13 protein-coding genes are annotated in these 12,399 nt (G+C 66.1%); 2 read left to right on the top strand and 11 right to left on the bottom strand.

Annotated features, from left to right (window positions below):
* Positions 1-38 precede the first annotated feature (38 nt).
* The 11 genes from FKP22_RS08910 to FKP22_RS08860 form a co-directional block, all read right to left on the bottom strand.
* Entirely contained in the window at positions 39-992 is a 954-nt protein-coding gene (locus tag FKP22_RS08910) for an MBL fold metallo-hydrolase (RefSeq protein WP_141287073.1), read from the bottom strand.
* Positions 993-1,002: 10 nt separating this feature from the next.
* The gene (locus tag FKP22_RS08905; RefSeq protein ID WP_231012078.1) at positions 1,003-1,485 is read right to left on the bottom strand and encodes an SRPBCC family protein; all 483 of its coding nucleotides are present in this window, start codon (positions 1,483-1,485) and stop codon (positions 1,003-1,005) included.
* Positions 1,486-1,607: 122 nt separating this feature from the next.
* Positions 1,608-2,570 (bottom strand): YVTN family beta-propeller repeat protein, encoded by a 963-nt coding sequence (locus FKP22_RS08900; RefSeq protein WP_141287069.1) that lies wholly within the window; start codon positions 2,568-2,570, stop codon positions 1,608-1,610.
* A gap of 4 nt (positions 2,571-2,574) precedes the next feature.
* On the bottom strand, positions 2,575-3,417 hold the full coding sequence (locus FKP22_RS08895) for a quinoprotein dehydrogenase-associated SoxYZ-like carrier (protein ID WP_231012077.1): 843 nt from the start codon (positions 3,415-3,417) through the stop codon (positions 2,575-2,577).
* A 39-nt stretch (positions 3,418-3,456) separates the two neighbouring features.
* Positions 3,457-4,356, bottom strand: coding sequence for a quinoprotein relay system zinc metallohydrolase 2 (locus FKP22_RS08890; protein ID WP_211361346.1), 900 nt, complete (start codon positions 4,354-4,356; stop codon positions 3,457-3,459).
* 77 nt (positions 4,357-4,433) lie between these two features.
* A complete protein-coding gene (locus FKP22_RS08885) occupies positions 4,434-4,811 on the bottom strand; it encodes a hypothetical protein (RefSeq protein ID WP_211361345.1) in 378 nt (125 codons plus the stop codon).
* A gap of 66 nt (positions 4,812-4,877) precedes the next feature.
* Positions 4,878-5,603 (bottom strand): hypothetical protein, encoded by a 726-nt coding sequence (locus FKP22_RS08880; protein ID WP_141287065.1) that lies wholly within the window; start codon positions 5,601-5,603, stop codon positions 4,878-4,880.
* Between the two features lie 16 nt (positions 5,604-5,619).
* Positions 5,620-6,639 carry a S1C family serine protease gene (locus FKP22_RS08875; protein ID WP_170200816.1) on the bottom strand — a complete coding sequence of 340 codons (1,020 nt, stop codon included), beginning with the start codon at positions 6,637-6,639 and terminating at the stop codon, positions 5,620-5,622.
* Between the two features lie 10 nt (positions 6,640-6,649).
* Positions 6,650-7,498, bottom strand: coding sequence for a substrate-binding domain-containing protein (locus FKP22_RS08870; protein ID WP_231012076.1), 849 nt, complete (start codon positions 7,496-7,498; stop codon positions 6,650-6,652).
* 29 nt (positions 7,499-7,527) lie between these two features.
* Positions 7,528-7,944: a c-type cytochrome gene (locus tag FKP22_RS08865; protein WP_141287060.1), complete on the bottom strand. Its 417-nt coding sequence runs from the start codon at positions 7,942-7,944 to the stop codon at positions 7,528-7,530.
* A 106-nt stretch (positions 7,945-8,050) separates the two neighbouring features.
* Positions 8,051-9,802, bottom strand: a complete 1,752-nt coding sequence (locus FKP22_RS08860) for a methanol/ethanol family PQQ-dependent dehydrogenase (RefSeq protein ID WP_231012134.1) — start codon at positions 9,800-9,802, stop codon at positions 8,051-8,053.
* 601 nt (positions 9,803-10,403) lie between these two features.
* Here FKP22_RS08860 and pedB point away from each other — a divergent pair.
* Together pedB and FKP22_RS08850 are read left to right on the top strand one after the other, a co-directional pair.
* Complete coding sequence (pedB, locus tag FKP22_RS08855; protein WP_141287056.1) at positions 10,404-11,117, top strand: lanthanide ABC transporter ATP-binding protein PedB/LutE; 714 nt, start codon at positions 10,404-10,406, stop codon at positions 11,115-11,117.
* A 106-nt stretch (positions 11,118-11,223) separates the two neighbouring features.
* Entirely contained in the window at positions 11,224-12,210 is a 987-nt protein-coding gene (locus FKP22_RS08850; RefSeq protein WP_141287054.1) for a PQQ-dependent catabolism-associated beta-propeller protein, read from the top strand.
* Positions 12,211-12,399: the final 189 nt, after the last annotated feature.

Below are 12,399 nucleotides of genomic sequence, written 5' to 3'. Positions count from 1 at the left end.
GAAGGGGCTTGATCGGCGGCGGCATGACTTCGAAACTCCTACTTCAACAGCTGCTCGCGCTCATAGCGCAGGTAGACCAGGGCCGCATTGCGCCTGTGCACCGTGGCGTACTGGTCCCAGGCTGCGAACTCGGGCAGCGCGGTGGCGTCAGGCACCTCGCTCAACGGCGCGCCGGCCGTCAGCAGCGCACGCACGCGCGTCGTCAGCTGATCCAGGTAGCGCTCGGTCTGCGTGACCAGCCGCTTGGTGCCGGCCGGTCCGTGGCCGGGCACGATGACTTCCAGCGGCAGCGCCTGCAGCGTGTGCAGCGCCTCGCCCCAGGCCGGCAGGTCGCTGTCGAACACATCCGGAATGCGCTGGGCATCCAGCAGGCCGCCTGCGAACAGCGTGCCGGTGACCGGGTCGAACACGGCGACATCGCCGGGGCCGCTGGAATGGCCGAAATACAGCACCTGGATCGACCGACCGATCAGCGTGGCCGCGTCGAGGCCGGGCGGGGTGGTGAAGCGGATGTCGGGCTCGAACATCGTCGTGCCGCGCATCTCGTCTTCCCCCAGGGTCGCACGCAGGGTCTTCAGGCAGGTTTCGCAACGTGAGGCCATCAGGCCGGCGGCGGCTTGATGCATCGCGACCGGAATGCCTTGCTCGCGGAACGCCGCAGCGCCGAACAGGAACTCCTGCCGCGTGTGCGTGACGATGGCCAGGCGCACCGGCTTGTCGGTCACGCTGCGGATCGCATCGAGCAGCGCGCGGCCGTGCCGATACGAGGTGCCGGTGTCGATCACCAGCACGCCTTTGCGGCCGACGATGAAACCGGTGTTGCCCACGCGGCCCAGGTTCGCGCCGTCCGGCTCGCCGCCGGTGCCCGCTACCATGTAGACGCCGGACGCCAGTTCGATCGGATCCAGCGCAGCGGCCCGCGCCGTCATCGCGGCACAGGCGAGCAGGGCCGCGGCCAGCCAGCAACTCGCCGTGCGCGAAAGGGCACGCATGGGCGTCACGCTACTTGGCCTCGACGAGCTTCTTCAGGTTGGCCAGCCCGCTCTGGTACACCTCGGTCACGGCTTTCATGGCGGCCTCGTCGTTCTGTTCGGGAGGAGGGTCGTTGTGCATGTAGGCGCGGTAGAAGGCCCCGCGCCATTCGACGGTCGAGGTGTTGCCCTCGCCGGTCACGGTGATCGTCGAGGTGTAGTTCGAGACCGGCAGCGCACTGCCGTCTTTCAGGCGGTAGCTGTAGCGCATCTGCGCGTCGTCGTAGCGTTCCAGCGTCTCGACCAGCGCGCCACCCCCCTTCAGCGCGACCTTGCGCTCCGAGCCTTCGGCGTTGCCCTTGTCGGCCGGGCTGGATTCGACGGCCGGGTGCCAGTCTTTCAGCGCGTCGAAATTCTTGATCTTGGCCCAGACCACCGCAGCGGGTGCGTCGATCTTGATGGTCTCGACGGCCTTCTGGCGCGTCGGCCCGTGGGCGATGGCGGGCAATGACACCGCACTGCCGAGAACGGCGATGGCAAGCGCTGGTTGAAGCCATCGACTGGCGAATCTCAGAAACATGGGGAAGGGCCTCCGGTGGTGGAGTGGTTGAAGATCATGGTGGATTCATGTTGGATTCATGGTGTCGGTGGCGAGCCGATGAAGGCCCCGAAGCCGCGGCTGTTCCTGCCGGTGGCGATGCGGGCCAGCGTGCGGCCGCTGGTGGCGTCGAGCACGCTCACGTCGTCGTCCATCCAGTTGACGACGTAGACGCGGTCGGCGTGCACGGCCACCCCTTCGGGGTAGCCGAAGCCTGGCAGCGTGCGCACGGTCTCGAGCCGCTGCACGTCGACGACGCTGACGCTGTCGTCGTGCTGGTTGGTCACATACAGCAAAGCACCGTCGCGGGTCAGCGCCGCGCCGTAGGGCGCCTTGCCGACCTTGACGGTGGCAATCACCTCGAGCCGGCGCGTGTCGATCACCGAGATGTCGTCGCTGAGCACGTTGAGCGCATAGAGCCGCTCGCGGGCGGTGTCGACCAGCAGCGCGAACGGATGGGTGCCGACCTTGACGCGGCCACGCACGCGCGAGGTGGCGATGTCGATCGCGGCAATGCTGTCGTCGTCGCGTTCGGCCACGAAGACGGTTGCGCCGGCAGCGTCGACCGCCACGCCCGCAGGCGCGCGGCCGACCTCGATCGTGGGCAGCGCAGTGCCCGCCGCGGTATCGAACACCAGCAGCCGGTTCGCGTACCAGTCGGCCACGAACAGGCGCGAGCCGTCGGGCGATGCGTCCATGCCGACAGGGCCGCTGCCGGCCGCCAGCGTGCCCACCACGCGTTGCGTGCGCATGTCGATCACCGAGATCGTCTTGCTGTCCGGGTTGGACACGAACACCTTGCCAGCGCGGCTCGACGCCACCACACCCGCCGGCGCCAGGCCGACAGGCACCGTGGTGACGACGCGCTGCGAGGCCAGGTCGATCACCGAGACATCGTTGCTGCCCTGGTTCGTGATGTAGGCGAACGGTGTGGCGAAGCCGGGCGTACCGGTGCCGAGGAGCCAGAGTGACAGTGCGGTGACCGTGGCGGCGTGGCGCATTCGTTCAGGCGGCGGACGGCGTCACGTCGAGGCTGCTCTTCCATGTGGCCTGGTGCGAGTCGACAACCTCGGCCGTGAGCCGGCCCGGCGCGTTGGGTATGAAGTAGAAGCGCAGGTTCGGGTTCTCGCTGATCGAGAAATCCAGATCGGCCGACAGCACCGGCTGGCCGGCGTAGGAGACCTTGACCGTGCGCACGAAGCGGCGCGGTGTGTAGGTGCGGGTCAGCTGGTCCATGACCATGCCGGAGTCGTTCGGGTGGCTGATCATCAGCTGCGCCAGAGTGGGCTGGTGCAGCACGACCTGGCCGTCGACGCGCATCTTGATCTTGCCCAGCGATGCGAGCGCGGCCTGCGGATCCTTGCCCGGCGGCGCCGAACAGCCGCCGGAGGCCTTGACAAAGCGCGTGCGCATCAGCAGCCGCCCGTCGTTGGTTTCGGCGATCGCGCGCACGAAGGTGTATTCGTCGATGCGCACGCGGGTTTCGACATCGGCCCGGCCGCTGTTCGGCGTGAACGAGAAGATCGCCGAGATCGGCGACGGGTTGTTGTCGATCACGAGGTACAGTTTTTCGACGTAGCTCGAGGCCGTGTGCGGCAGCTTCGCGCGCATCGCGACCGGCACCACAGCGGCGTCTTCGGCGCGCACCGGTGTGTCAAGCACCAGGGCTTCGTCGCCGACCTCCTGGATGGGGCGGGAATCGAACAGGCTGGCGCGCACCTTCTGCCAGATCTCGCTCGCCTGCGGGTCATCGCCGGACATGATCGCGGCGCGCGCATCGCGCAGGCCACCGAGTGCCAGCGAGGCGATCAACGCGCCGCCGGTGGCGCTGGCTTCGCGTCGTGTCATTCGGCTCAGTCGTGTCGCATGGCGTGTCATCGTTGCACCTCAGTCTTCCCACTCCAGCTCTGCAAACGCTGCAGTGACGTTGCGACGGTGGAAGCGTTCGGCGAGCTGCCATGGGGTGGCAGCCTGAATGCCGACGGTGTCGACCGCCTGGGGCAGTGTCTTGCGGGCCTTGAGCGCCGCGCGGGTTTCGCGCAGCAGCGCCTCAAGATACGCCTGTTGCGGCTTCCACGCATCCGGGCCACCGGCCAGGGTGGGGCCGTGGCCAGGCACGATCCGGGCTGCATCGACTTTCGCGAGCTGCTGCATGGTCGCGAGCCAGCCGAGCAGGCTGCCGTCGATGACCGGGATGTGCTGCACGAACAGCAGGTCGGAGGTGAACAGCGTGCGCGATGTCGGGTCGTACACGGTGAGGTCGTTGTCGGTGTGCGCGGTTGGCCAAGTCTGCAGCACGATGACGCGGTCGCCGAGGTCCAGTTCGCGGGTTCCGTCCACCGCAAGCGTCGGATGCACCATTGCGCCCGGTGCGACGCTGACGCCGAAATCGCGCGCCAGCGCGTTCAGGAAGTAGGGTTCGCGCGCGGCCATCGCCGCGTTGAACTTCGCGCTCGCGACGAAGCGCGTGTCAGGGCCGACGAAGGCGGCGTTGCCGAGCACGTGGTCGGGATGGGCGTGGGTGTTGATCACGAAGCAGACCGGCAGGCGGGTGATGCGCTCGATGGCCGCGCGCCAACGCTGGCCGACCTGCGGGGTGCCGCCGCTGTCGATCACCGCGACGCAGCGGCTGCCGACAACGAGGCCGAGATTTGCGACGTCACCGCCGTTGCCCGGCAGCCAGTCCTCGACCAGCCCCGCATGCACGTACACGCCTGGTGCGATCTCGGCCACACCGAGCCGCGGCGCATCGGCCACGCCTTGCGCGGCCGTGACCCCATGCAGCAAGGCAGCCAGCAGCAGGGCGGTCGCGTAGCGGTGCAGGGCGGGTCGCATGGTTGGCAAAAGAGGCGATGCCTTCGGGGCTACTTGGCGTCCTTGATGAAGCAGCTCTTTTTCACCTTCGCCTGCAGCTCGCGATACTTCTTCAGTTCGGGTTGCAGCCCAGGCGTGTCGCGGATCGTGTTGCCGCGTTCGCCACCGATCGTCATGCCATTGCTGATCGTCTGCATCGTCGTGTACTCGTCGTAGTTGACCTGCTCGGCGAGTGCATCCACCGCACAGGCGCATTTGTTGACCATCTCGAAATACGGACCTGGGTTCGCGCGGATGCAGTCCTCCACGAACAGCACGCGGGCCGAGGTCGGGTAGTCGTTCGCAGCGTGCGCGGTACCGCTGGCGACCAGCAGTGCGGCGAGCAGGGTTGCGCTTGAAGTCGAAGAGCGCAGGCGGGCGTGGTTCATGGCGTGTCCGTGGAATCGGTAGAAGCTGATGGTGACGAAGGCGAAGGGCAGCAGCGTGGGCCGCCGTCAGGCGCCAGGCTTTGGCGGCGTGGGCTCCGCCCCTTCGATGAGCAACTCGTCGGCGACCAGCGGAGGCGCATCCGCGCCCTTGGCAGCATCGGTGATCACCGAGCGGATGGCGTAGACGCCGCCCGGCACGGCGTCCGACATCGTGAACACATAGCGCTTGTTCGAGAGCTGTTCGAAGCGCGGGCGGTTCGGGTCGTCGCGGTAAGGGTCGATCGTGAACTCCTGGCCCGCGACTGCGTTGCCGCGGTAGCGCAGCGTCACCGCGCGTTGCTGTGCGCCCTGGTAAATCGCCATGCGGATGCGCTTGCGAAAGTAGGCTTGCTTGCCCTTTGTCAGCCGTTCCATCTCGCGCACGTCGCGTTCGAGGAAGTACAGCATCACCGGGTTGCCGATGACCCCCTCGACCGGCGGCAGCACCACGGCGTGCTCGCCGCTGAGGAAGTCGCCGCTCGCGTCGCAGCACTGGCCGTTCGCCTGCGCCTTCAGCGAGATCGACACCTTGTCGTCAAAGCCAGGCTCCAGGCTGCCGCTGCGATGGAATGCGTAGTGCAGCGTCATCGGCGGGCGCAGCTTGGTGAACTGATTCGTCATGAACAGCGCGCGCTCGGCGGCAGAGAAATCCTTGGGCGCGTCTTCGGCGTGAACGGGGGGGCCCGGCAGCGCAAAGCTTGCGATGGCTGCGGCGACGAGGGTGGTCTTGAGGCGATGAGAGAACGAGGTCATGAGCGGTGAGTTCGCATCAATGGCGGCAAGAATTGCCTGCCACATGGGTTTCGGGTTGGGAGTCGTGCGGCAGTGCGAGGCGTTGGAGTTCGCTTCGCGCCGCCGCATAGTCGGGCGCGATCGCAAGCGAGCATTCCAGCGCAATGCGCGCATCGCGCGGCTGCTCCAGGCGTGAGAGGGCGAGGCCTAGCAGGTACCAGGGCTCCGGGTCGCCCGCGTCGAGTTGGGTCCAGTCGGCTGCCAGCGGCTGCAGCCCACGCCAGTTGCCCTCGACTTCGAGCGCAGCGGCCCGCAGGAAGGTCGGTTGCGCGTCGGCCAGCCGCTCCCAGAAGGCGAGTTCGCCGCGCGCGAGCGGGCCGATCTGTTGCGCTGGCTCGTTGTCGATGCGCGGCCGTGCGAGCCATTCGACCGGTGCCGCGAAGTAGTGGGCGTTGCCGCCGCGCAGGCGGAAGGTCAGGATGCCGACGAGATTGAAGTCGGCGTCGAACAGCCCGCCGCCGCTCGCTCCGGAACTGAAGAAGTTGGAGGTCTGGATGACGCGGGCGCCGTCCATCCGGTGCAGCGCCAGCACTTCGCCGCTGCTGCCCTGGAACGCGCCCGCCGTGTGGCCGACGGCCGTGACGACCTGGCCGACCGTCAATCGTCCTGCCGAGCCCAGCGCCACCGCGCGGCTGCCCTCGATGCCGCGCACATGCAGCAGACACAGGTCGTGGTATGCGTCGACCTGCTGCGACTCGGCTGGCAGCCGCAGCCCGCCCTGCAGCACCGAGACCAATCGCGCATCCCGCGTGACATGGCAGTTGGTCACAACGCGGTCCGCGCCGATCACCACGCCGGAGCCGAGCGAATAACCGCCCTGGGTGCGCATCACCTCGACCTTCAGCACGCTGGTCGAGAGCCGGATCAGCGTGGCTGCGTCGGGCTCGGCGAATGCGGTCTCGGGCAGCAACAAGCCCCACAGCACCAGGGCCAGCAGGAACCACGTTGCCGTCGCCCGGCCTGCGCTGGCGCCCGTGCTGATGAACCGGCGGTGCATTCGCTGGTACTCAGTTCTTCGGCGCCCTGTACGAAGCATCGACCATCGGCACGCCGTACGCCTTCAGGATCGTCTCGATCTCCGCTTGGCGCGACTCGATCAACCCTTCGACTTGCTGCTTCCACTCGCGCTCGCCGAAGCGCACGCCCATCGCCATCTGGTAGTCGAGCTTCAGGCCCGGCTCCGACTTCAATGGCAACACGACCAGCTGCGGTGACTTCACGCGTTGCGCGAAGTAGCCGGCGATCGGCCCCCAGACGATGGCGGCGTCAAGCTTGCCCTGCGCGAGATCTTTCTCGATGATCTCGCCCGGGTATTGCTGCGGGTCCGCATTCATCATCTGGTAGGGAACGCCGTTCTCCAGCAATTGGTGCCTGGACAACCACTCCCCTGCCGGAGATCGGTCGTACACGCCGATGCGCAGCGAGCGCAGCTTTTCGGGGCCGAGTGCGAGGAACGCGTCGACGGTGGTGACGTCGTCCAGGCCCTTGCCTCTCGGGAACACCAGCGCATAGGTCGAACGATAGTAAGGCTTTGTGACCGAGACGCCTTCGTCGAACCCCACCGGCACGCCGATGATGATGTCGCAAGGGTAGTCCTGGCCCGGCAGCTTGTAGCGCAGCGTGTTGCGGACGAACGCCAGCCGCTGCGGGAAAGAGTAGTAGGTGACCGGCAGATTCAGCGCCTTGCCGAAGACCTCCGCGATGCGGTTCTCGATGCCCTCTCCCTTGGTGTTGGAGAACGGCAGGTTGTTCGGGTCCTGGCAGACGCGAAGTTCGGTCCGCTTCGGTGGTGCCTCCTGCGCCGCGACACTGGTTGAGAGCGCCGCGAGCGCAGCCGCGACACTCAGGAAGGCCACACAAGCATTGCGAGGCGACCTGGATTGGCTCATTGCATCGCCTCGACACGCGCTTTCGTGATCGCGCCGTCCGAGCGACCCTTCAGGTAGCTGTAGAGCTGGTCGATGTTCTTCATCACTTCCGGATTGCCGCCGAATGGGACCATCTGCGTGTTCGGCCGGCCGTTCTTGACGGTCTGGACGAAATCGTCTTTCGAGAGGGTCTTCAAACTGTTGATCAGTGACGGGCCGACCAGGCCTTCCTGGTTCGCACCGTGGCAACGGTCGCAGGCGGCGGAGCGCCAGGTCTTGAAGCCGACCAGGGTGTTGGCGTCGACCTTGTAGCCGTCCACCACCGTGTAGGGCTTGGCACCGGCGGCAGGCGCAGGCGCAGATGCGGTCTGGGCGAACGTCGTCAGGGTCGAGGCGAGCAACATGGCAGCGCCGAGGGTCTTGAAGTGCTTCATGGGATGTTGAATGAATCAAAAAAATGGGGAAGGCGTTCCTGCGAAAGCCCTCCCCCTTGTCAGGCGCGCGCCGAGTATGTTCAAGGCTGCGCTGCCTATTGCTGCCTCAGTTCGGCAGCGCGAACACCGTCAACGAGCCACCCAGTTCGGTGTACTTCGCCAGCTCGCGGTAGCCGCCCACGGCGCCCAGGCCATCCTGGTCCTTCTCGAGACCTGCGGCCATGCCGATGCCGGCCCAGCCACCGATGCCCGAGAACACGCCGATGTACTGCTTGCCCTTGTGCATGTACGAGAACACGTTGCCGATGATCCCGGAAGGCGTCTTGAACTTGAACAGTTCCTTGTTGATGTCCTTCTTGTCGACGCACTTCAGGTAGCCCTCGAGCGTGCCATAGCAGGAGATGCCGCCCGCTGTGTTGAGCGCGCCGCTCCAGACCGAGAACTTCTCGGAATGGCTCTGCACGATCTTGCCGGCGCTGGCGTCCCAGGTGATGTAGTTGCCCATGCCGCCATGGCTGCCCGGCGCCGGGTACATCGACAGCGTCGCACCCACGTACGGCTGGCCCGCGGTGTACTCCACCTTGAACGGCTCATAGTCCATGCAGACGTGGTTCGTCGGCACGTAGAAGAGCTTGGTCTCGGGGTCGTAGGATGCCGGCTGCTGGTCCTTGCTGCCCAACGCCGCCGGGCAGATGCCCTTGGTGTTGACGTCAGGACCGCCCTTCGCGGTGGAGTACTTCGCGACCACTTGCGGCCGACCGGTCTTCATGTCGACGTGGGTGGCCCAGTTCACTTGCGGGTCATACTTCTCGGCCACCAGCAGGGCGCCGGTGACGCGGTCCATGGTGTACGCAAAGCCGTTGCGGTCGAAGTGAACGAGTGCCTTGGTCGGCTTGCCCTTCACGTTGATGTCGGCCAGGATCATCTCGTTGATGCCGTCGAAGTCCCACTCGTCGTACGGCGTCATCTGGTAGACCCACTTGGCCACGCCGGTGTCGACATCACGAGCCCAGATGGTCATAGACCACTTGTTATCGCCAGGCCGCTGCGCCGGGTTCCAGGTCGACGGGTTGCCGCTGCCGTAGTACATCAGGTTCAGCGCCTTGTCGTAGCTGTACCAGCCCCAGGTCGTGCCACCACCGGTCTTCCATTGATCGCCCTTCCAGGTCTTCAACGAAGAGTCGGGGCCCACCGGCGCCATCTTGCCGTCGGTCCAGGTCATGGTCTTGGCCGGGTCCATCAGCATCTCGGCGTCAGGGCCCACGCTGTAGCCCTTCCAGGCCAGCTTGCCGTCCGACAGGTTGTAGGCGGCGATGAAGCCGCGCACCCCCCACTCGCCGCCGCTGATGCCGGTGATGACCTTGTCCTTGAAGATGTGTGGCGCGTTGGTGTTCACTGCACCGAGCTTCGGGTCGCCGTTCTTGACGCTCCAGACCACCTTGCCGGTTTTCGCGTCCAGCGCCACCAGCGTGCTGTCGGCCTGCTGCAGGATCACCTTGCCCTCGGCATAGGCGACGCCACGGTTGACCGTGTCGCAACACATTTGCGCAATCACCGCCGGGTCTTGCTTGGGCTCGTACTTCCAGATCATCTCCTGGGTATCGAGGTTCAGCGCGTACACCTTGTTCGGGAACGGCGAGGTCATGTACATGACACCGTCGATCACCAGCGGCGAACCTTCGTGGCCGCGCAGCACGCCGGTCGAGAAGGTCCAGGCGACCTGCATCTTGCCGACGTTGCCAGTGTTGATCTGCTTCAACTGGGAGAAGCGCTGGTTGTACATGTCTCCCGCTTGCATGGCCCAGTTGCTGGAGTTCGCGATGTTCTTCTCTACGTCGGCGTTGGCAGACGCCAACATCGGTAGAGCGAGCAACGCGAGCCCCAGGTGCAGCACGAGGCTTGCGCCCGATTGCCGAGGAATTCTCATCGATGTCTCCTTGCTTTTGAGGTGGTCTTCAGTCTTGCGAAGGTCACCACCGAAACCCCCGCACGAACCGTCTGGCGAGGGATCAAATCGCAACATCCATGCCTGTCGAAAAATCGTCTCGGACTCACTCGCCTCAATGCGCCGGACCACCTCAACACAACGTGCCAGCCACTGCTTTCGCACTAGGCGAAACCCTGCCTTATCGACTTGAGTTTTTGCCAAACGTGATCGGGTCCGCGTTCGTCCCAGGCCCCGCGCCGTTCGAAATTCGGGAAATCCCTTGGATGTCTCACCCGCGTCGCGCGACGCCGCATGGCGCCATCGCGTGCCGGCTCTGCGCATCGCGCAACGCTTGTCGTCACTTTTGGCGCAGAGTGTTCCACTGCGCCTTCGACCGAAGGGCGCAGCGCCTTGTTGCGCTGCAGTGATGAGTGCAAACGCTCGTTCAAGGGCGCGGAAGTTGCAGTACCGTCTGACCCGAAGACGTCGCGCTGAACACTTTGTTCATGGCGACCTGGAACCCCCGACCTTCATGCTGCGAACCACCGATCTCACGAAACGCTACGGTCAGACCATCGCATTGAAATCCTTGACGCTGCAGATCGGTCGCGGCGAGTTCGTTGCGTTGCTGGGCCCCAACGGCGCCGGCAAGTCCACGCTGTTCCAGGTGCTCACGGGCTTGTTCGCGGCCGACGGCGGCGAGGTCGAAGTGGCCGGCCATTCGCTGCGGCATTCGGCGCGCATCGCGTTGCGCCACATCGGCGTCGTATTCCAGCAGATCGCGCTCGACCTGGACTTGAGCATCCGGCGCAACCTGCTGTTCCAGGCGGATCTGCAGGGCGTGCCGCGTCGCGTCGCGCTGGCGCGCATCGAGGCTGGCTGCGCGCGCCTCGGCTTGCCCGCCGATCTGGACCGAAAGGTGCGCGAGCTCTCAGGCGGCAATCGGCGAAAGGTGGAACTCGTGCGCGCCGGGCTGCACCAACCCTCAGTGCTGCTGATGGACGAAGCCACCGTGGGCCTGGACCCGAAGTCGCGCCGCGACCTGCTGCAGGCCTTGCACGCCGATGTGCGCGAGCGCGGCGTAAGCGTGCTGTGGGCGACCCACTGGGTCGAGGAGGCCGAGGGCGCCGACCGTGTGCTGGTGCTGCACCAGGGAGCGTTGCTGGCCGATGGCACGCCCGCCGAGGTGACCCGCGCGCTCGGCGAGGCGACGCTCGAAGCGGGCTTCATCAAGCGGACCTCATGAGCGCCCCCAGACCTGCCGCTACGCGTCAGGCCCCCCGAGGGGGTCAAGAAAACTTGGGGCTGCCCTGCGTCTTCTCATGAGCGCCCCACAAGAAAGACCTGGAGTCATGGATTTGAAGCTGATTCGGAAAACGACCTGGCTTGTCGGGCTGACCCTGTGGCTGGCGGGCAGCGTCTTCGCCCAAGCGGCGCCGGGCACGGTCTATGTGTCGAGCGAGAAGGACGACGCGTTGACGATGATCGACCTCGCCACGCTGGCCGTCAAAGGCACGATCGCCACCTGCAAGCGCGGCCGCCACCTGCAGCTCACGCCCGACCGCAAGCTGATGCTCGCGTGCTCGGACTCTGGCGTGGCCGATCTGATCGACCCGGCGACCGGCCAATCGCTGCGGCGCATTCCGCTCGGCGACGACCCCGAAGCCTTCGACCTGTCGCCCGACGGCAAGACCATCTACGTCTCCAGCGAAGACGACGCAACGGCCGTTTTCGTCGATGCAGCAACTGGCAAGAAGCTCAAGGAGGTCAAGGTCGGGCAGGAGCCAGAGGGCGTGAAGGTCAGTGCGGACGGCAAGGTCCTGTACATCACTTCCGAGGTCGCCAGCCTCGTGCATGCGATCGACACCGCCAGCGGCAAGATCATCAAGAACATCAAGGTCGGCAAGCGGCCACGCCGCATGGCGATCACGCCCGATGGCAAGGAGCTGTGGGTCACCTGCGAGCTCGACTCGGGCGTCACCATCGTCTCGACGGCTGACCATTCGGTGCTGGCGACGCTGAAGTTCGAGGTCAAGGGCGCCCGCGCGCAGGACATCACACCGGTGGGCATCCAGATGTCGCGCGACGGCAAGCGCGCGTACGTCGCGCTCGGCCGGGCCAACCACGTCGCCTTCGTCGATGTGGCGGCACGCAAGGTCACCGATCTCGTGCTGGTCGGCAAACGCGCATGGAACGTCGCGCTGGACAAGGATGAAAAGCGCTTGTTTGTCGTCAACGGCCTGAGTGATGACCTGACCATCGTCGACGTGCCGGGCGCGAAGGCGATCAAGACCGTGCCGGTCGGGCGCGTGCCCTACGGCGTGGTGGTCGTCGAATGAGGGGCGCGCTGCTTGCGCTGGTCCTGTCGTCGGCCTGCTTAGGCGCCGCGGGGGCGACCTTGAAGGCCACGCTGATCAGCCCCGAGAACGACCCGCGGCTGGACCGCACGAGGACGGAGCGCGCCTACCTCGGCCACCCGGGAGGTCCCGCCGCCGACGGGGTGCAGGTCGCGCTCGACGAAGGCGGCT

The sequence above is a fragment of the Ideonella azotifigens genome (assembly GCF_006519715.1).
Classification (GTDB): domain Bacteria; phylum Pseudomonadota; class Gammaproteobacteria; order Burkholderiales; family Burkholderiaceae_C; genus Ideonella; species Ideonella azotifigens.
The sequence above is the reverse complement of the archived record's forward strand: the minus strand, read 5'-3'. Positions and strand labels throughout refer to the sequence as shown.